This window comes from Microvirga sp. BF8 (genome assembly GCF_059888585.1).
This window is the reverse complement of the sequence record NZ_CM187619.1, coordinates 2,082,731-2,101,459: the sequence shown is the minus strand read 5'-3', so window position 1 is coordinate 2,101,459 and position 18,729 is coordinate 2,082,731. Positions and strand designations below refer to the sequence as shown.

At 61.9% G+C, this 18,729-nt stretch carries 18 protein-coding genes; 5 read left to right on the top strand and 13 right to left on the bottom strand.

Annotation, left to right across the window (positions count from 1 at the left end):
- Positions 1 to 77: 77 nt before the first annotated feature.
- The 4 genes from AC522E_RS10075 (at position 78) to hflX (ending at position 5,530) form a co-directional block, all read left to right on the top strand.
- Positions 78 to 2,327, top strand: coding sequence for a sensor histidine kinase NtrY-like (locus tag AC522E_RS10075; protein WP_500750295.1), 2,250 nt, complete (start codon positions 78 to 80; stop codon positions 2,325 to 2,327).
- Positions 2,324 to 3,694 (top strand): nitrogen assimilation response regulator NtrX, encoded by a 1,371-nt coding sequence (gene ntrX, locus AC522E_RS10070; RefSeq protein ID WP_500750294.1) that lies wholly within the window; start codon positions 2,324 to 2,326, stop codon positions 3,692 to 3,694. Before AC522E_RS10075 ends, ntrX begins: the two co-directional genes overlap by 4 nt.
- 179 nt (positions 3,695 to 3,873) lie before the next feature.
- Complete coding sequence (gene hfq / locus AC522E_RS10065; RefSeq protein WP_109597423.1) at positions 3,874 to 4,128, top strand: RNA chaperone Hfq; 255 nt, start codon at positions 3,874 to 3,876, stop codon at positions 4,126 to 4,128.
- Between the two features lies 1 nt (position 4,129).
- Entirely contained in the window at positions 4,130 to 5,530 is a 1,401-nt protein-coding gene (gene hflX, locus AC522E_RS10060; RefSeq protein WP_500750292.1) for a GTPase HflX, read from the top strand.
- Here hflX and mazG read toward each other — a convergent pair.
- The 3 genes from mazG to AC522E_RS10045 form a co-directional block, all read right to left on the bottom strand.
- Positions 5,525 to 6,370 carry a nucleoside triphosphate pyrophosphohydrolase gene (gene mazG / locus AC522E_RS10055; protein WP_500750291.1) on the bottom strand — a complete coding sequence of 282 codons (846 nt, stop codon included), beginning with the start codon at positions 6,368 to 6,370 and terminating at the stop codon, positions 5,525 to 5,527. The genes hflX and mazG overlap by 6 nt on opposite strands.
- A 73-nt stretch (positions 6,371 to 6,443) precedes the next feature.
- On the bottom strand, positions 6,444 to 7,340 hold the full coding sequence (locus tag AC522E_RS10050) for a DMT family transporter (protein ID WP_500750290.1): 897 nt from the start codon (positions 7,338 to 7,340) through the stop codon (positions 6,444 to 6,446).
- A gap of 81 nt (positions 7,341 to 7,421) precedes the next feature.
- Positions 7,422 to 7,811, bottom strand: a complete 390-nt coding sequence (locus AC522E_RS10045; RefSeq protein WP_500750289.1) for a DUF4186 domain-containing protein — start codon at positions 7,809 to 7,811, stop codon at positions 7,422 to 7,424.
- On the opposite strand from AC522E_RS10045, the gene AC522E_RS10040 reads away from it, so the two are divergent.
- Positions 7,801 to 8,667 carry an extensin-like domain-containing protein gene (locus AC522E_RS10040; RefSeq protein WP_500750288.1) on the top strand — a complete coding sequence of 289 codons (867 nt, stop codon included), beginning with the start codon at positions 7,801 to 7,803 and terminating at the stop codon, positions 8,665 to 8,667. The two genes, AC522E_RS10045 and AC522E_RS10040, sit on opposite strands and share 11 nt — an antisense overlap.
- 283 nt (positions 8,668 to 8,950) lie before the next feature.
- Here the strand turns inward: AC522E_RS10040 and AC522E_RS10035 are convergent, their stop codons facing one another.
- The 10 genes from AC522E_RS10035 to AC522E_RS09990 form a co-directional block, all read right to left on the bottom strand.
- On the bottom strand, positions 8,951 to 9,529 hold the full coding sequence (locus AC522E_RS10035) for a c-type cytochrome (RefSeq protein WP_500750287.1): 579 nt from the start codon (positions 9,527 to 9,529) through the stop codon (positions 8,951 to 8,953).
- Positions 9,513 to 10,418 carry a cytochrome c oxidase assembly protein gene (locus tag AC522E_RS10030; RefSeq protein WP_500750286.1) on the bottom strand — a complete coding sequence of 302 codons (906 nt, stop codon included), beginning with the start codon at positions 10,416 to 10,418 and terminating at the stop codon, positions 9,513 to 9,515. Before AC522E_RS10030 ends, AC522E_RS10035 begins: the two co-directional genes overlap by 17 nt.
- Entirely contained in the window at positions 10,415 to 10,765 is a 351-nt protein-coding gene (locus AC522E_RS10025) for a hypothetical protein (RefSeq protein ID WP_500750285.1), read from the bottom strand. Before AC522E_RS10025 ends, AC522E_RS10030 begins: the two co-directional genes overlap by 4 nt.
- Positions 10,766 to 10,769: 4 nt before the next feature.
- A complete protein-coding gene (locus AC522E_RS10020; protein ID WP_500750283.1) occupies positions 10,770 to 11,411 on the bottom strand; it encodes a cytochrome c oxidase subunit 3 in 642 nt (213 codons plus the stop codon).
- Positions 11,408 to 13,279, bottom strand: coding sequence for a cytochrome c oxidase subunit I (ctaD, locus tag AC522E_RS10015; protein WP_500750645.1), 1,872 nt, complete (start codon positions 13,277 to 13,279; stop codon positions 11,408 to 11,410). Before ctaD ends, AC522E_RS10020 begins: the two co-directional genes overlap by 4 nt.
- Before the next feature lie 137 nt (positions 13,280 to 13,416).
- On the bottom strand, positions 13,417 to 14,421 hold the full coding sequence (gene coxB, locus AC522E_RS10010; protein ID WP_500750282.1) for a cytochrome c oxidase subunit II: 1,005 nt from the start codon (positions 14,419 to 14,421) through the stop codon (positions 13,417 to 13,419).
- A gap of 7 nt (positions 14,422 to 14,428) precedes the next feature.
- On the bottom strand, positions 14,429 to 14,989 hold the full coding sequence (locus AC522E_RS10005; RefSeq protein WP_500750281.1) for a c-type cytochrome: 561 nt from the start codon (positions 14,987 to 14,989) through the stop codon (positions 14,429 to 14,431).
- Positions 14,986 to 15,810, bottom strand: a complete 825-nt coding sequence (locus AC522E_RS10000) for a substrate-binding domain-containing protein (RefSeq protein ID WP_500750280.1) — start codon at positions 15,808 to 15,810, stop codon at positions 14,986 to 14,988. The genes AC522E_RS10005 and AC522E_RS10000 overlap by 4 nt, the downstream gene beginning before the upstream one ends.
- Positions 15,791 to 17,599, bottom strand: coding sequence for a methanol/ethanol family PQQ-dependent dehydrogenase (locus AC522E_RS09995; protein ID WP_500750279.1), 1,809 nt, complete (start codon positions 17,597 to 17,599; stop codon positions 15,791 to 15,793). Before AC522E_RS09995 ends, AC522E_RS10000 begins: the two co-directional genes overlap by 20 nt.
- A 332-nt stretch (positions 17,600 to 17,931) precedes the next feature.
- Positions 17,932 to 18,729, bottom strand: a complete 798-nt coding sequence (locus tag AC522E_RS09990; protein ID WP_500750644.1) for an ABC transporter permease — start codon at positions 18,727 to 18,729, stop codon at positions 17,932 to 17,934.

Below are 18,729 nucleotides of genomic sequence, written 5' to 3'. Positions count from 1 at the left end.
TGACCACAGTGTTGTGTTGGTGCATCACCCATCAGTAGGGCGTACGCTTCGATGCGCCCCAATTGCGGGGCACCGTCTTGATACGCCAAGACAATCAGGCACAACGCCAGACGACCGACGTGGTCCAGCGCAGCCTTGGCTGGCTGGGCCCGATCGCCGTGCTTCTGGCCCTGGCCTCGGCGCTCACCACCTTCCTCGTTCTTGCCGGCCTGACCCCAATCCTGCCGACGCACAACGTGGTGATCTGGGTCTTCATCCTGAACGGCGTGCTGATCCTTCTGCTGTTGGGCATCGTGGCCTGGCAGACAAAGCGGTTGATGAAAGAGCGCCGGGCAGGGGCTGCCGCCGCGGGGCTGCACGTCCGAATCGTCGGCCTCTTCAGCCTCGTGGCGGTTCTTCCCGCGATCCTGGTTGCTGCCGTGGCAACCGTGACCTTGGAGCGTGGCCTCGATCCGTGGTTCACCGGATCCATTAAGGAGCTGATGAACAATACGGTCGAAATCGCGCGCTCCTACCGCGAGCTCCAGTGCCGGACACTGGCCCGGGAAACCCAGCTGATGGCGGCGGACCTGAATCGGGCGAAGGTCCTCTACGACGCCGACCGCAAGGTCTTTCGGGAGTTCATGAATTCTCGCGCGATCTTTCTCGGGTTTCCATTGGTCGAGATGCTCGAACCGGATGGGACCATCGTCGAGAAACTCGAGGCCAAGGCTATCGAGGGGGCCCAGCCACCGACCCCAGACGACCTCAGCGATGCGAGCGAAAATGAGGCTCTGTGTCTCTTTCCCCGCAGCGGCAACGTGTTTCGTTCGATCCTGAAGCTGCAGGCCCATGGGGGACGCATCCTTTATGTCGCCCGGGAGGTCGATCCTCGCGCCGTCGAGTTTCCCCCGGTCGCGGAGGCCGGTGTCGCGTTCTATGAGGCCCTGGAGCAGAAGAAGGTCGGCATCCAGGTCGCGTTCGCTTCCATGTTCGGGCTCATTGCGCTCATCGTCTTGCTTTCGGCGATCTGGTTCGGGTTGAACTTCGCCAACCGTCTCGTCGCGCCCATTCGCCGCCTCATCCATGCCACCGACCAGGTGGCGAGCGGCAATTTCTACGTCCAGGTCCCCGTTCGGCGCGGGGAGGGGGATCTCGCCCATCTGGGCGAAACCTTCAACAAGATGACCTCCGAACTGCGACATCAGCACGATGGGCTCACGGCCGCGAGCGACCTCATCGACCGTCGCCGCCGATTCACCGAAGCCGTCCTGAGCGGCGTATCGGCCGGTGTCATCGGCATCGACACACAGGGCCGTATCACGATCGTCAATCCCTCGACGGAGGCTCTGCTCTCCGTATCGGATGCGAATCTGCTTGGGCGCCCCATCGTCGCCGTTCTGCCCGAGGTGGCGGACCTCATCGAGGAAATGGGGCATGGGCGGCAGCGTCTCATGCAGAAGCAGATTCAATTGACGCGAAACGGCAAGGAGCGAACGATCAACGTGCGCGTCACGAGCGAGACGATCCGAAGCGACGAGCGCGAACTGGTGGTGACCCTCGACGACATCACGGATCTCGTATCGGCGCAGCGGACTTCGGCCTGGGCGGACGTGGCGCGCCGCATCGCCCATGAAATCAAGAACCCGCTGACTCCGATCCAGCTGTCGGCCGAGCGTATCCGCCGGAAATACGGCAAGGTGATCACGACGGATCGGGACGTATTCGACCAATGCACAGCCACCATCGTGCGGCAGGTGGACGATATCAAGCGCATGGTCGACGAGTTCTCGTCCTTCGCGCGAATGCCGAAGCCCACCATCGACGAGGAAGACCTGGTCGAGACGATCCGGCAGGTGGTGTTCATGATGCGCATCGCCCATCCGGAAATCCAATTCGTGGACGAATTGCCGGCAAGGCCGGTCGTTGCGCCGTTCGACCGGCGTCTTCTGTCGCAGGCCGTCACGAACATCGTCAAGAACGCGACTGAGGCGATCGCCGCCATTCCGGAGAACGAGCGCGGCGAGGGACGAATCTCCGTTCTTCTGGACGACACGCATCCGGCCTACCTGATCCTCGCGGTAACGGACAACGGCAAGGGGTTTCCTGTCGAGGGTCGGCAACGGCTTTTGGAGCCCTACATGACGACCCGCGAGGGCGGAACAGGACTTGGACTTCCAATCGTGGCGAAGATTCTGGAAGAGCATGGCGGCGGCATGGAGCTTGTCGATAACCCGCATGGAAGGGGTGGACAGGTTCGAATGTGGATACCAAAAACGAAACATGTTGCAGTGGAAGAGACTTCGGTTGGGGCCGCCCGGGCGGATTCTCGGGGGGCTGGCTTATGAGTGCTGACATTCTCGTCGTCGACGACGAAGCCGATATCCGGGAACTCGTCGCGGGTATCCTGGAGGATGAGGGACACCGCACGCGTACGGCAGGCGGCTCCGACGATGCGCTCGCCTGCATCGAATCACGCCGGCCTCACCTCGTGTTCCTGGACATCTGGCTGCAGGGCAGCCGCCTTGATGGATTGCAGGTCCTGGATCTGATCAAGCAACAGCATCCCGACCTGCCCGTCGTCATGATTTCAGGACACGGCAATATCGAAACAGCCGTGTCTGCCATCAAGGCGGGCGCCTACGACTTCATCGAAAAGCCCTTCAAGGCAGACCGGCTGCTGCTTGTTGCCGAGAGGGCGCTCGAGGCCTCGCGACTCAAGCGGGAGGTGCGCGACCTTCGCGCCCGTTCGGTTCAGGCGAGCCGCATCGCAGGACATTCCGTCGCCATCAACCAGTTGCGCCAATCCGTGGAGCGCGCAGCGCCGACGAACGCGCGCATCCTGGTCACAGGCGCGCCGGGTTCGGGCAAGGAGCTGACCGCGAGGACGATCCACGGGCTCTCCACGCGGGCGAACGGCCCCTTCGTCGTCCTTTCGGCTGCGACGATCACGCCGGAGAACATGGAGGCGGAGCTTTTCGGCATGGAGGGCGAGGACGGCCGCGGCCGGAGGGTAGGGGCTCTCGAAGAGGCCCATGGCGGGACCCTCTACATCGATGAAATCGCCGACATGCCCCGCGAGACGCAAAACCGGATTTTGCGGGTCCTCGTTGATCAGAACTTCCAGCGCGTTGGGGGCTCGACCCGTGTCCACGTGGATGTGCGGATCATTTCGTCCTCAAGCCGTGACCTGCCGGGTGAAATCGCCTCCGGCCGCCTGCGTGAGGACCTGTTCCACCGGCTCAGCGTCGTTCCGATCAGGGTCCCATCCCTTGCGGAGCGCCGGGAGGATGTGCCGGAGCTGATCGAGTTCTTCATGGACCAGATCTCGGTGACGACCGGCCTCCCGAAGCGTCGGATCGCCGATGATGCCATGGCAGTCCTCCAGTCCCACGACTGGCCCGGCAATGTCCGTCAGTTGCGCAACAACGTCGAGCGCCTGATGATTCTCACCGCCGGTGATCCCGAGGCGGCCGTGACGGCGGACATGCTGCCATCTGAGATCGGAACCCTCGTTCCCTCGACACCAGGCGGGGCGGGGGGCGAGAAGCTCATGAGCCTCCCTCTTCGGGAAGCCCGGGAGATCTTCGAGCGGGAATATCTTCTTGCCCAGATTGCGAGATTCAGCGGCAATATCTCCCGTACGGCGGAATTTATCGGCATGGAGCGGTCCGCCCTCCACCGAAAGCTCAAGTCACTCGGTATCGGCGGATAAGCAACGATCCACGAGAAATTGCGTCGAGAGGTCAGATAAGAAGAGGGAGACCTCTTGCTTAACCTTATGGTTCGCCCTGTAATAAGCAGGCCGGTCGACCACCGCTCCCAAGGCGGACAATCATATAGTGGCGGCCCCATAGCCAAGATCGGCGGCGATGGGCTGACGAGGCAACTTCAATGGCGGGCGATCGCACGCAGAACCTTCAGGACACCTTCCTCAATTACGTCAGGAAGAACAAAATACCTCTTACGATCTTTCTCGTGAATGGCGTGAAACTCCAGGGGGTGGTCACCTGGTTCGATAATTTCTGCGTTCTTCTGCGCAGGGATGGCCACTCGCAGCTGGTTTATAAACACGCCATCTCCACAATTATGCCGGGGCAGCCTGTTCAACTCTTCGATCAGATCGACGAGGCCAGCGAAAAGGCTTGAGGTGACAGAACCCATTTCCCCGGGTGAACAGCGCCTGGCGCAGCTCGCCGAGCCCGAAAAGGAGGTCGCGGCCGGGACACGGACCCTTGTTGTCGGCCCCTATCTCACGCGACGGCGCAGGTGGGCCAGTGGGACGGAACACGGCGACGCGGAGAGCAATCCGCGTCCCCCCGAAGCGCGACTCGACGAGGCCGCCGGCCTTGCCGGCGCGATAGACCTTCACATCGTCGATTCGCTTATCGCTCCTCTCGCTGCGCTGAGACCGGCGACGTATATCGGCAGCGGAAAGGTCGAAGAGCTCGCCGGGTTGATCAGGGCAGAGGAAATCGGCCTCGTGGTGATGGATTGCGCTCTGAGCCCAGTCCAGCAACGGAACCTCGAAAAAGCCTGGGGCGCCAAGGTGATCGACCGGACCGGCCTCATCCTCGAAATCTTCGGGCGCCGGGCCAGGACGAAGGAAGGCACCCTTCAAGTCGAACTCGCGCATCTGTCCTATCAGAAGGGGCGGCTGGTCCGCTCCTGGACCCATCTGGAGCGCCAGCGCGGTGGCTTCGGCTTCCTCGGCGGCCCGGGCGAGACGCAGATCGAGGCCGACCGCCGCATGATCCAGGAGCGCATGACCCGGATCGAGCGCGACCTCGAAACCGTCGTCAAGACGCGCTCCCTCCACAGGGCCAGCCGCAGACGTGTGCCTTATCCCATCGTCGCCCTGGTCGGATACACCAATGCCGGCAAGTCGACCCTGTTCAACCGTTTGACGGCGGCAGAGGTCCTGGCCGAAAACATGCTCTTCGCAACCCTCGACCCAACGTCCCGCGCCATCGATCTGCCACACGGGGAGAAGGCAATTCTCTCCGACACGGTCGGTTTTATCTCGGATCTGCCGACCATGCTCGTCGCGGCTTTTCGCGCGACCCTGGAGGATGTGATCGAGGCTGATATCCTGCTCCATGTGCGCGACGTTTCCCATGGAGAGGCTGAAGCCCAGGCCGACGACGTGGCCCTCGTCCTGCGGGAACTGGGAATTGATCCCGACGATACCAGGCGGGTGGTTGAGGTCTGGAATAAGGCGGACCTCCTCTCCCCGAGCGACCGGCAGCGGCTGGAAACATCCTCCCACCGGACTCGGGGAGATGGGCGGCCGATTCTGATTTCCGCCCTGACCGGGGAGGGCATCCCGGAACTCCTTGCCGCCATCGAGGAGCACCTTGCAGCAGGGCGTTCGAGCTACGAGGTGGATGTTGCGCCGGAGGACGGTCAGGGTCTGGCCTGGCTTCACGAGAATACGGAAATTCTGAACCGCCAGACGACGGATAGCGGCCACTCGATCCTTCAGGTGCGCCTTGTCGCCGGCAAGGAGCCCAGGTTCTTGAACCGGTTCCCTCAGGCAAAGGTTCTATGACGCACTGCCGGAGCGGCGTTCATCCTGTTTGGCAGCAATCCAGAGTGCTTCCATCTCATCGAGAGTCGCTTCGTCGAGGGTTCTGTTCCGGCCCGTCAGGGACTTCTCGATAGCCCGAAAACGCCGTTCAAATTTGGCATTCGTCCGCCGGAGCGCCATCTCTGGATCGACTCCGTAGTGCCGGGCCAGGTTGGTGACGGCGAATATGAGGTCGCCGATTTCGTCCTCGATACGCTCCGTCTGGCCGGAAGCAGCCGCGTCCTTGACCTCCTCCAGCTCCTCATGAATCTTGTCGATTACCTGCTCCGCCTCGGGCCAGTCGAACCCAACCTTTGCCGCCTTTGCGGTAAGTTTCTGAGCCCGCGTCAAGGCGGGCAGGGCGCTCGGAATCCCGCCGAGGAACCCTTCGTTGCCTGCGTCCGTGGAAGCACCCAGGCGCGCCCGCTCTGCCGCCCGCTCCGCCTTTTCTTCGCGCTTGATGTCATCCCACAGTCTCTTGACCTCGGCCGGGCTCAGATCCCTTGCATTGCCAAACACGTGCGGGTGGCGGCGGATCAGCTTTCGGGTAATGGCTTCGACCACGTCCGGGAAGGCGAAAGCTCCCTGCTCCTCCGCCATACGGGCATGGAAAACCACCTGTAGCAGCAGATCGCCGAGTTCCTCCTTAAGGTCGGTCAGGTCCCCACGTTCAATGGCGTCGACCACCTCATAGGCCTCTTCGACCGTGTAGGGAGTGATGGAAGCAAATGTCTGTGCGAGATCCCATGGACAGCCGGTGCCCGGGGTCCGCAGGGCGGCCATGATGTCGAGGAGGCCCGAAATATCTCGGGAGGGCTTCATGATGTCGTCCACCTGTCCAATGATCGTCGTGTAATGGGCCGGGCTACGCGCTCTGTTTATGCCCTGATGCCCATCAGCGGAAATATTTAGAAATGATTGCGGTCAGCGGCATCAGCCGGCTTCCGCTCAGGGTGATAATCAAAACTCCGCAGAGGGCGAGGGCGGTTCCCAGTGCCATGCGTAGGTCGAAGCGGTCGCCTGTGATGAGAATCCCAAGTACCACCGTCATCAGCGGATTCATGATGAGAAGGGGCGCAATGAGATTGGCCGGGTATTTCCGGATCAGGTCGTAATAGATCGTGTGGCCGAGGAGCGACACGACGAGGGCTGAGAACAGCACAGCCATCACGAAGGGCCAGCCCGCGTGCATGGCCTGCACGGCCTGCCCCGACTCGAGTCCCATCGAGAGAAAGGCAAGGGGGATCGCCGAGGCCACGCCTACCCAGGCCTGGAACTGCAGGGGCTTCACCCCCTTGATCTGCTTCATCATGACCGCCGCAAGGGACGCGACGAATGCGGAGCCGAGGATAAAAGCCAGTCCGCCCGAAATGGGAAAGCGTTCGTTCGGATTCCACATGACGATCAGGCCGCCGAGAAACGCCAATGCGATCCCGATGCCGCGCTTCCAGTGAATCGTCTCACCCAGCATGAGGACGGACAGGAGAGCTGTCATCGGCAGTCCGAGCTGGCTCACGATGGCGGCGCTCGACGGCGTTGCAGTCTTGATGCCGAGAAAGAACAGGGCAAAGCCGCCACCGCCCATCAGAAAGCCAACGACCGCCATGCGCCATCGCGGCCTCGGCACTGGGAGCAGCCATGGCACGGCGACGAGAGCCACGATTCCATACCGGATGGCGGCGTAGAACAGGGGCGGGATCTCCATGCCCGATACCACGATCTTGCTGACGATGGTGTGTGCTGCCCACGTGAAGCAGACGAGAAGCATCAGGGAGAAATCGCGCAGGGTCATTCTTCTGCTTAAGGCTCTTTGGTCGCGACGATCAACCATCGGCTGGCGAGGGTCGGGTATGCCTGTGGCGGCCGGGATACTTCAGGGCCCCGGCTTCGGGGGGACGAGGCCCTGCCATTCTGCACTTTCGGCGCGGATCCATCGCTCCAGAACGGCGGCGACATAGTCCTTTTCCTGGGAATTGAGAGCACGTCCGCGACTGATCCCATGCCATTTCTCAAGACACGAGCGGCAACAGGTCCCCGTCGCATGCTGCGCGACAAAGACAGGGTGCCCGCGGAATGGAGTCTGTTTGCCATCCCTTTCCGGATGGGATGGCGCGATGCGTTTGTCGATGAAATCCCTGGCATGGCCGAGCACACGGTCGAGACCCTTCTCGTCCAGATAGGCCCGCTCCTTGGCGCCGAGATGAAACCGACTTCGAAACGGCGATTTCCTCAATTGATCAAAGACCTGATCGATGTTCTTCACGTGGCGATTCCGTTTTCGCCGAACCTTTTCGGCGTGCGTTCGGGTCGAGATCCGGCATGACCGACCTATAAACAACCTGATGAGACACCAAACCGATCCAAGCCGGGGAGGGCGAATTTCTGCCCTGTGCGGCGCCTTGATAGCCCTCACGCTTTTCCCTGCGGCCGAGGCCTCCGAGGAAGTTCCTCTTCCGCCTCCCCGTCCGCCAAACGTGGGCTCTGAGGCACCCTCGGCACCGGCGGCGTCCGAATCTGTGCCGGCAACAGCCTCTGAAACTTCCCAAAATGGAGCCGGCGCCTGCCTGGAGCGTCTGCGCAAGGCCGGGTTTGGCGTGGAGCCTGCGGAGACCCCGAAGACGGAAAACGGACTCTGCCGGATCGACAACCCAGTCCGCCTGCTGTCGGTCCCGATCCAGCGCCAATCCGAAAAGAGCATCGTGCTGAAGGAGAAGCCCATCCTGGCCTGTGCGTTTGCTGAGAACCTCGGCGAATGGCTTGGAAACCTCGTCGCCCCGGTGATCGCAGGCCGCCTGGGAAGCAGATTGGAGGCCGTGCGAACCGGGCCTGGTTTCGAGTGCCGGAACCGAAACCGCTCCGCAACCGGCAAGCTCTCGGCCCATGCCGAGGGTCGCGCGATCGACATCTCCGCCTTCGAACTCGCCGACGGGTCGAAGCTTGGCATCAAGGCGGATGCCGGGGACGAGGGTCGCGCCGGCACCATCGCAGCCCTGCGCAAAGCCGCCTGCGGCTGGTTCACGACCATCCTCGGACCGGGATCCGATCCGTCCCATGCGGACCATCTCCATGTTGACATACTGGTCCACGGTTCGAGCGACCGCTATCGAATCTGCGAGTGACAAGCCAGGGGAGGTCGGCAGCAGATCGTGACCGATCATCCTGGTCTCACGTGCTCTGTGTCCAACAAATGAAATTCGCATAAGATATATTATGGAACCTAAAACATGACCCTCGGGTCGGGATGTCATGCAGTCCCAAATCCGAAGACGATTTGGATAGCGCGTGAGCTCCGTTCCGGCTGTCCTCCGGCGTCCGTTCCGACCTGTGGCGCATATTGGCCAGTGCGTGGCGATGCATGAGACTGCCAAGCGCAATGGCTTGACCTCCATCGGTGCCGCGCCATCAGCGCAACGTGTAGAGATACGCAGCGACATGCCTCGCTTCTGTCCGGGAAATGCCCGTATTGGGCATGGCCGTCTTCGGGTCGATGGAACGCGGATCCTCGATCCATTGGACCAGGTTACTCGGAGAGTTAGCCGCAACGCCGCCGATATAGACCCGGCCCGCGAAGCCCTCGAGCGACGGCCCAACCTTTCCTTGGCTGCCCGGAACACCTGGAATGGTATGGCAGCCGGCACAGCCATAGCGCTGTGCCAGATGGCGGCCGAGATCCGGATCGCCCGCGGTCAGGGCGATGGCGCGGAGCCGAGCCTCGCGGGCAAACTTCATCTGATAGCCCGCATAGATCCCCGCGGCGGCAAGCAAAACGACGGCAAGGCCGACATAGATGGCACCGGGTCGAAGCCGGCTCGCCTGCGGGATACGGATGCCTGCGAGATGATCGGTCGGGTTGAAATCCGAGCGACGGGAGAACGTCGATCGCGAGCGCAATGGCCGTCGCCCAAGTCCGAGCGCGGCGCCTGCCAGACCCAGGAGGAGCGTCACGGCCATAGGGGCGAACGTCCTAGCGCGCATACGCATGGCCGCCTCCGCCGGAGTTGCGCGATCCCGAGCCGGCGATCCAAAGGCCCGCGAGGACCAGGGCAGCTCCCATATAGACGATACTGGCAGGGATCCACATCACGAGTCCCGCGAGCTGCTGGTCCTCGAGAGGCGTCAGTCCCCATTCTGCCGCCGTTGCCGTCTGTGCCGGGTAGATCGGGTGCCGAAGCAAAGCGAGCAGGATACCAAGGAAGCCGGTATGGAGCGACGTGGCGAACAGGTAGAATACCGCCGCGCCGTAGGAGCGCTGACCCTCGCGCGCCTGCAGCAATGCGCGCCAGAACAGCAAGGCCGTGACGAAGAAACTGAGATGCTGCAACGAGTGGATCCAGGAATCCTCCAGCGCCGCCTCGTAGAGCGGCGGAACGTGCCAGACCCAGAATGCGAGGCCATGGAACACCGTCGCAATGGGAGGGTTGGTGAGCCACGCCCATGTACGCGTCAGCGCCGGGATTTGCATTGCTCCTCCGATGCGGCGCCGCGCACGGGCAGGAAATGCCCAAAGCATGGCGACGGGGCGTCCGATGACGAGAAGCGGCGCAGCGGCCGTCATGAGGATTTCGTGTTCGATCATGTGAGCGACGAACAGGCGCTCTCCGAGCCAATGTAGCGGGGCGACGAGAGCTAGGACCAGGAACAGCCACCCCAGAGCAAAGCATGCCGTCTGCCAGATCCGGACGCCCCGCCCTGCCCCGGCGCGTCGCCATAGGCGCATGACGCCGGCCAGATAGAGGCCGCCGGAGAGCGTGAGCGGGAGCGTGACCAGAGGGTTCCAGGTCCAGGTCGCGTCGAGCCAATGCCCGTCCGTCGCATGAGCCTGCGCTTCACCCGCTGCAAGACAAATGAGGATCGTTGCCAGAATTCTCATCGCTCGCATCCATGGAAAACGAGCCCTGCGGCGCCATGGATCAGAATGACGGTCGCGAACAGGAGGGCAATCGCAATGCCCATCAGGGCGACGAATTGCTGCGGGCGCCCTCCCCGAGCCGAATCCGGCTGGTGCGCTGGCATGGCGGTCGTGTAGGCACGCCAGGAAAGAAAGCCGCCAAAGAGGGTTAGCAGGGCCAGGATGAGCGCTGTGATCGGAATGACAGGCACCTGATGGGCGCAAACCCAGGGCACCAAGGCGTAGTTCACCTGGGTACTGACAAGCCACGCCATTGGCCCGGCATAGATGCCTGCAGACGGAAGGCCCCTGGAGATCCAACCTGCCATTGCCTCACCACCTCGGGAACCAGTAGACGATGACGTAAATTGGCGCCCATGCGACGACGACGAAATACCAGTAGAAGGCGTTGTCCCCCACGTCCGAGAAGCGCTTGCCATGCCCATGGCGAGTGAACATCAGGACCGTAAGAACGACCGTGTCACCGAGATCGGTGACCAAGTGCAGTGTATGCAGGCCGAGAAGCACCCAGAGGATCGAGCCATAGGCATTCTGGTCCCAGCGCACGTGAAGGACGCCGAACTCCATGGCGCGGAGACCCAGAAGAGCAATCCCTATGACGCTCATAATGACGAGGTATCGGCGTGATCCAGCGAGGTCCTCCCCCTCGCCGCTTCTCTTCGCCAGGGAGTTCGGCCAGCTGCTGACAAGCATGAGTACCGTGAACAAGCTCGACCAGAGCAGATCCGGCGGGGGGGTACTGAGCGGCCAATTCCCGTTGATGAAGACCAGATAGAAATAAGCCCCGACCACCATGACGAAGCCCATTCCCTCGGCGGCAACGAAGCCGAGGGTTCCCCACCAAATCGGACTGCGATGGCCATGGGAGTAGCTCGGCATGTGCCTGGCGTTCATCACGGCCCGATGAGGCAGCAATGTTCCCTCTGGACGGGGTATCGGGAAGCTCGCCGTCATCTCTCGTCCTCGGTGCTTGTTTTCGGCCAGAACCAACCCATCAAGGCAACGGCAAGCGGCAGGCTGCCCCATACGACGGCCCATGGGGTGAACATCGAACCGATGAACAGGACCGTGGTTGCAACCGCGGCAATGAATGGCCAGATGGACGGATCGGGCGATCCTTCCCTAAGGTCAGCTTGCCCGCTCGTCAGCGTGGAGACGATCTGCTCGCGCTTGTCGACGCTCAGCCCGGCCACGACGGGCAGGCTCTCCCGATTGGCCCAGAGAGGCTCGTGGTTCGTCACGACGGGGATACGGTCGAAATTCTGTGGCAGCGGCGGAGAGGCCGCGGCCCACTCGAGTGTGCCTGCATCCCATGGATTGGGCCCCGCTATGGGCCCGCGGCGCGCACTCGTGACGATGTTGTAGAGGAACAGGAGAAAGCTTGCGGCGAACAGCACAGCGCCGATGGTCGAGAGCAGGTTGAGGTTGCCCCATCCCATCTCCGGCAGATAGGTGTAGACCCGCCGCGGCATCCCCATCAACCCCGTGATGTGCATGGGGAAGAAGGCCACGTTGAACCCGATGAAGGCGAGCCAGAAGTGCCACCTGCCCAGCCGCTCGCTCATCATGCGGCCGGTGAATTTCGGGAACCAATAATAGACCGCTCCGAGCAGAGGAAAAACGTTGCCGCCAACAAGCACATAATGGAAATGCGCAACGACAAAGAACGTATCGTGGACCTGGGTGTCGAGGGGCACTGAGGCAAGCATGAGCCCTGATAGGCCTCCCGCCACGAAGATGAAGAAGAAACCGATCACGAACAGCAGCGGTGTGCGAAACACCGGACGCCCGTCCCAGAGTGTTGCGATCCAACAGAAGATCTGAATGCCATTCGGAATGGCGATAAGCATGCTGGATGCCGTGAAGAAGCTAGCACCCAGCTGCGGCAGGCCTGTGGTGAACATATGGTGCACCCAAAGACCGAATGAGAGGAATCCTGTCGCAACGAGCGATAGAACGATGGGAATGTATCCGAAGGCCGAGCGACGCGAGAACGTCACGACGATCGTCGATACCCAGCCGGTCGCCGGCAGGAAGATAATGTAGACCTCCGGGTGGCCGAAGAACCAGAACAGGTGCTGGAACAGCAGCGCGTCGCCGCCCTCTGCCGGATTGAAGAAGTGGGTTCCGATAAGTCGGTCCATGATCAGCATGGCGGACGCCGTCACGACCGCGGGCAAGGCGAAGATGATCATGAACGCGTTGACGAGCTCTGCCCAGACGAACAGCGGAATCCTGTCCAGGGTCATGCCCGGCGCCCGCAGTTTGAAGACTGTCACGACCACCTCGATCGCAACTGCAATTCCTGCGACTTCCGTGAAGGTAATCATCTGCGCCCAGAAATCGGCCCGCTTGCCGGGCGAGAATTCCGGGCCGGACAGCGGAACATAGGCGAACCAGCCTACGTCGGGCCCGATATTCAGCATGAACGCGATCCAAACCAGCGCGCCGCCGAACAGGTAGACATAGTAAGAGAAGGCGTTCAGCCTTGGAAAGGCGATGTTTCTCGTGCCGACCATGAGGGGCACAAGGTAGACCGCAAAGGCCTCGCCGATGGGCACGCCGAAGAGAAACATCATCGTCGTGCCGTGCATGGTGAACAGCTGGTTGTAGAGATCGGGCCCGATCAGGGTGTTCCCGGGCTGAGCCAGCTGCATTCGCATGGCGATGGCGGAAAGACCCGCCAGGAACAGGAAAAAGATCGCAGTGATGATGTAGCGCCGACCGATGATTTTATGATCGACTGTCGATAGCGCACCGACGAGACCCTTGGACGTGCCCCAGGTCTTGGCCAGCCGTGCCGAAAGTTCGGGCCCGTCCACCCGATCGTCGCGCAACTCGTATGGGCTCGGCGGAATATCCGCTTCGCTGTGGACGCCGGGGAACCCTCCGCGCTCGCCCGTGGCGAGGCCCGCGCTTCCGGGAACCGCGTCGAGGCCGGCAGGAGTGACAGCCCGGGTCACTTCAAACTCTCCAGGTATGTCGCGAGAGGCTGGACCTCGTCGGGGTCGAGCTGGATTGTCGGCATGTTCACTCCCGGCTTGACGCCATGAGGATCGATGATCCAGGCGGCGATATTGCCACGCGTTGTCTCAAGCGTGCCCGCTCCGATGTACCGGCGGCTTCCGACATGGGTGAGATCCGGCGCGACCTTGCCGCCGGCATCCGTTCCGCGGATCTGATGGCACATGACGCATGGCCGGGAGAGGAAGATCTCCATGCCGCGTTGGCGCTCGGGATCGCCGGGCGGAAGCGCGGAGGAGACCTGATGGTCCCTCCAACGTTCGAAGTCCTCCTTGGACTCCGCGATGATGAGCACGCCCATATGGGCGTGCTGCAAGCCGCAGAATTCCGCGCATTGTCCTCTGAAGATACCCGGACGGTCGGCCTGGATCTGAATTTGGTTCTGCCGGCCGGGGATCGCGTCCATCTTGCCCGTCAGGTTCGGAATCCAGAACGAGTGAATCACATCCGCGGCCTCGAGTTTGATCAGAACCGGCTCGCCCACGGGAATATGGATCTCGTTGGCCGTGGTGAAGGAACGGCTCGGCTGCGGATCCTCATAGGTGATCTGCCACCACCATTGTTGCCCAGTGACGGCCAGCGTCATGGCGCCTTCTCTGCGCGAAAAGAGAGCCTTCTGGCCTCCATAGCTGAGGCCGGTCAGGGCCAGGACGGTCAGGGCCGTGAATCCCACCCCGACGGAGACAGTGACCGTCATCCGCCGCTCGGTAGTTCGATTGGTTTCGAGAGGGTCTGCGCCCACCGCGCGCCTCCTGCGCAACGACAGGAGGAGGGCCGCCATGGTAAGAGCCCAGACGGTGGCGAGCACGGCGAGGAAAATCCAGAACATGTCCGCAAGAGTTCGGGCAGTGGGTCCGTGCGCATCGAGAGCCGACTGCCATCCCCGGCAGCCACCGAGAGCAATGCTCAGGAGCAGAAGGAATGGGCCAGTTCTTTTCATGACGGCCTCATTGCGGCGTCTGACCTGAAGGAGACGGCTGCCCTCCATTGACGACCTCCCCGGGCGGGCGGCGCTGCTCGGCGGGTCCCGGGCTCATGTCGTCCTTGCGGCCGGGCGCTGCCGCCTTCGGGACATTGCGGCCCATGGAACGGATATAGGCTGCGATCTGCCAGATCTGGTCGTCCGGAATTTTGCCGCGGAACGATGGCATGCCGTTCGGACGGCCTTCCCGGATCGTCTGCGCAATATTCTCGATCTGACCGCCATAGATCCAGCGATCGTCCATCAGTGCCGGCCCGGAGTCGCCACCGCCGTTGGCATGGCAGCCGTTGCAGTTGAACCAGGCGTAGAGTCGCTGGCCCTGCGAGATGTGATACGCGTTATCTTCGTATTGCTTGCCGATCCCCGACCGGGACTCGTTCGGTCCGCTTGGTCCGGGCGACAGAGGAACCAGGGCAATCTTCTCATCGGTTTCAGTCGAGACGGGGTTGGATCGGTACTCTCGATCTTCTCGCTCACACGCGGCGAGGGCCAGCGCCGTCAGGAAGATGATCGACACACGTTTCATGGCGCGGCCCCTACCTGCTTCAGGCCGCGGTCGAGGCGCGGCACGCCATAGGAGGAAAGGATGGCGTCGATGTCGGCCTTTCGGCGTGCGAGGGCCGCATCGACGTCCTGGCGGAGCGCCTCATCCTCCTTGCGGACGGCCATCGAGATGTCGAAGACCATCGGAAGCCGAGGCCCGTCGAAGGCGGGCCGCACCGGTGTGACCTTGAGCGGTGCCGCCTCGCGAGCGGCAAAGTAGCCGCCGAGAGGTCCCCAGACCACAGCTACCTCGATCTCGTGTGCAGCCAAGGCATTCAGAATTCGCGCGGGCGGGTTCGGCTCCGTATAGTCGCCGTAGATCATGTAGCCGCGTACGTTCTCGATGATGCCGCGCCGTGCCAGCGCATGGGCCGGCGGCGTGTTCGACCCGTCGTCGCCGATGAGGTGAACGCCGATTTTGACCTGGCGCAGGATGGGGTCGTTGAACGAGGTTACGTCCGGACCATCGGCACGGGTCACGAACACATAGGATGAGCGGTAATAGGGTGCCGTAGTGCGTACACCCTCAAGGTTGGCGGGAAGACCTGGGACCAAATCGCATGCTTCGGCCTTGAGCGTGTTGCGAAGAAAGCCGCGGCGCTGAGCCCACCATGTATATCGCACCTCCGCGCCGAGCTCTTCGGCAATCAGGTTGACGATCTTGTTCTCGAACCCCTCCCCTGCCTCATTGGAGAACGGCAGGTTGTTCGGATCGGCGCAGACGCGCAGCTCTCGGGCGTGGGTTCCGCCGGAGATGATGAAGAGGGCCGCAAAAGCGATTGCCTTAAGGGAGCTTGAACACATAGAGCGTTCCTCCCTTGGTCGTAACGTTCTTCAGGTCGCGCATGGCGTTCACGAAGCCTTTCGCAGCCGTGCCATCGCGAGGATCGAGGTCGCCGGCGACGATCGCTCCTGCCCAACCTCCGACCCCGGACAGGATGGCGACATACTGCTTGCCGTCGGGCCCGCGATAGGTCGTCGGCTGCCCGACGATCCCGGATTCGGTTTTGAACTGCCACAGGACCTCTCCCGTACGGGCGTGGACGGCTTTGAACCAGCCCTCCATGTTGCCGTAGAAGACCACGTCGCCAGCAGCCGAGATCGCTCCGCTCCACAAGGGAAAGCGCTCGTTGATGGTCCAGAGCTCCTTGCCCGCCTTGATATCCCAGGCCGAGAATTCGCCCATATGTCCGCCGGGGCCGGGATACATGCGAACTTCAGCGCCAACATACGGCGTCCCGGCGATGTAGTTCGGCTCCGTACTCTCCCAGTCCATGCACATGTTCATGTGCGGGATGTAGAGAATGCCGGTCTTGTGCGAGAACGTGCTCGGATTCCAGTCCTTCGAGCCCGGCGCGGTGGGGCAGATGTCACGCACGACGCGGTTATTCACGGGCTCCTTATCGGAATTGTATTGGATCCGGCCGCTCTTGAGATCGACCCCCGTCACTGCAGTCAGGGCATGAAAGGGCTTGGCAGAGAGGACTTCCCCTGTGATCCGGTCGATGACATAGACAAAGCCCGTCCGGCCTGGATGCACGATCACTTTGCGAGGCTGCCCCTCCCAATCCATGTCGAGCAGGATCATCTCGTTGATATTGTCCCAGTCGTGGAGATCGTGGGGGGCCGTCTGGTAAAACCAGCGCGCTTCGCCTGTATCGGCGTCACGGGCGAAGATGCCTGCTGTCCACTTGTTGTCTCCGGGACGCTGATTGGCGTTCCAGGGGCCCGGATTACCGGTGCCGTAATAGATCAGATTGAGGTCGGGATCGTACGAGATCCAGCCCCAGACCGTACCGCCGCCCTGCTGCCAGGCGTCGGCAGGCCAACTGGTGAGCCCGAGGTCCTTGCCCTTGTCGCTATCGTAGAATGGTTTGAAGTCCGGACCAATCTTAACGTCCTGGTCGGGACCGGTGTGATAGGCCTTCCAGACACTTCGCCCCGTATTTGCGTCCAGAGCCTGGATCCAGCCCCTGACCCCATACTCGCCGCCCGAGATGCCGACAATCACCTTGTCCTTTACGACAAGAGGAGCCATCGTCATGGTCTCGCCCCTGTTGATATCCCCGAGCTTGGTTTTCCAGACCTCCTCGCCCGTCTCGGCATTCACGGCGACCACGTTGGCATCGAGCGTGGTAAAGTAGATCCGCCCGTTGGCGAAGGTGGGGCCACGATTAACCACGTCGCAGCAGGCAACACCTTGCGCCGCCGCCGCGGGCTTTGGATTGTACTGCCATTTGAGCGGAGCGCCGGGCCTGGCCAGATCCAGAGCGTAAAGAATGTTCGGATAGGGAGAGAGCACGTACATCGTGCTACCGACGACGAGCGGCGCCGATTCCTGCCCACGATTGACGCCCGTAGAGAACGTGAAGGCGACCTGGAGGTTCTTCACGTTTTCCGTGTTGATCTCGGACAGGTCGCTGTACCGCGTAGATGCATAGTTCTTCTGAGGAATCGTCCACTGCCCGTCCTCAGGAGCGGATGCGAAAGGCGGAGCGGCAGGGCGCGGGGAGGAGGCGTTCTGGGCACGAACCGAGAAGGGAGGCGACAGGACTAGCAGGGCTGTCAGAGCAAGTGCGAGTATCCGGCCCACTTGTCTTCTCCGTGGCGCGATATCGCGCCGGTGACTCTAACCGCCTCGCTTTATCTAAGTTCCCGAATTCGTGATCGCCGCGCGGCACCGGCGCGGAATGAACAACGCTATTTCCAGTAACCGCTCAGCGGGATGCCATACTTATTGTCGGCATAAACAAGAATACCTGCTCCGACTGCGGCCAAGATGCCGATCAAGGCCAGGGCTACGATAAACCCAGGTTCAAGAAATATCCGGAAGTCCCGCTTCAACGAGCTTTGCCGTTCAGCCATTGTCTTCACCGGTGGCATGCGTTCCGGAAAGGAACTTTCGACCCGAAACGATGTTCCGCCTCATTCCACGACGCGGCGGGCCCAGAAGCCGCGTCCGGGGTCATAACCCCAGACAGAAAGGCCGAAAAAGGCAAGAAGGGCAATGACGCAGATCACAAGAGCCACGGGCTCGAACTGCAGATAAAGTGCGAACCGGATCAGTTCTACAGCATGGGAAAACGGATTGACCCAGGCGATCATAGCGAGCACAGGGCTGACCTCCTCCAGTCGCCAGAGAGGGTAGAGGGCCGTGGAGGCAAAGAACATGGGAAAGATGACGAAATTCATTACACCCGCGAAATTTTCGAGCTGGCGAAACAGTGAGGACAGTGCCAGGCCGAAGGCTCCCAGCATCAGGCCCGCCAAAGTCAGCGCCGGCAGCGCCGCAAAATAACCCAGGATCGGGATCCGAACGTCCCACACTCGGGCGAGCAACAGGAAGAAATAAACGATGGGCAGAACCGTGATCGTGCTGGCAAGAAGGCGAGCCCCTAGCAGCCACCAGCGCGGCAAGGGGGCGGTGAGAAGGACCCGCATCGATCCCATCTCTCGATCATAGACCATCGACAGGGAACTCTGCATGCCGTGGAACAGGAGCATCATACCGGCAAGCCCCGGGACGATATAGACCTCGTAGAGAATATAGGTCTGGTACGGTGGGATGATCGAAAGGCCGAGCACGGCCTTGGACCCCGGCGCAAAGATGGCGAGCCATACGAGCGGTCGCACGATGGCGGCGGCAAAACGCCCGTGCTGCCCGATGAAGCGCAGTGCCTCCCGCCGCATGATGCCCATCAATGCCCGGCCCGCATGGCGCAT

Excerpts from the sequence above, each read along its gene's own strand:
- ntrX (WP_500750294.1), top strand. The coding sequence starts at position 2,324 with ATGAGTGCTGACATTCTCGTCGTCGACGACGAAGCCGATATCCGGGAA.
- hfq (WP_109597423.1), top strand. The coding sequence starts at position 3,874 with ATGGCGGGCGATCGCACGCAGAACCTTCAGGACACCTTCCTCAATTAC.
- mazG (WP_500750291.1), bottom strand. The coding sequence starts at position 6,370 with ATGAAGCCCTCCCGAGATATTTCGGGCCTCCTCGACATCATGGCCGCC.
- AC522E_RS10050 (WP_500750290.1), bottom strand. The coding sequence starts at position 7,340 with ATGACCCTGCGCGATTTCTCCCTGATGCTTCTCGTCTGCTTCACGTGG.
- AC522E_RS10040 (WP_500750288.1), top strand. The coding sequence starts at position 7,801 with ATGTTCTTCACGTGGCGATTCCGTTTTCGCCGAACCTTTTCGGCGTGC.
- AC522E_RS10035 (WP_500750287.1), bottom strand. The coding sequence starts at position 9,529 with ATGCGTATGCGCGCTAGGACGTTCGCCCCTATGGCCGTGACGCTCCTC.
- AC522E_RS10030 (WP_500750286.1), bottom strand. The coding sequence starts at position 10,418 with ATGAGAATTCTGGCAACGATCCTCATTTGTCTTGCAGCGGGTGAAGCG.
- AC522E_RS10025 (WP_500750285.1), bottom strand. The coding sequence starts at position 10,765 with ATGGCAGGTTGGATCTCCAGGGGCCTTCCGTCTGCAGGCATCTATGCC.
- AC522E_RS10020 (WP_500750283.1), bottom strand. The coding sequence starts at position 11,411 with ATGACGGCGAGCTTCCCGATACCCCGTCCAGAGGGAACATTGCTGCCT.
- coxB (WP_500750282.1), bottom strand. The coding sequence starts at position 14,421 with ATGAAAAGAACTGGCCCATTCCTTCTGCTCCTGAGCATTGCTCTCGGT.
- AC522E_RS10005 (WP_500750281.1), bottom strand. The coding sequence starts at position 14,989 with ATGAAACGTGTGTCGATCATCTTCCTGACGGCGCTGGCCCTCGCCGCG.
- AC522E_RS10000 (WP_500750280.1), bottom strand. The coding sequence starts at position 15,810 with ATGTGTTCAAGCTCCCTTAAGGCAATCGCTTTTGCGGCCCTCTTCATC.
- AC522E_RS09990 (WP_500750644.1), bottom strand. The coding sequence starts at position 18,729 with ATGCGCCATGCGGGCCGGGCATTGATGGGCATCATGCGGCGGGAGGCA.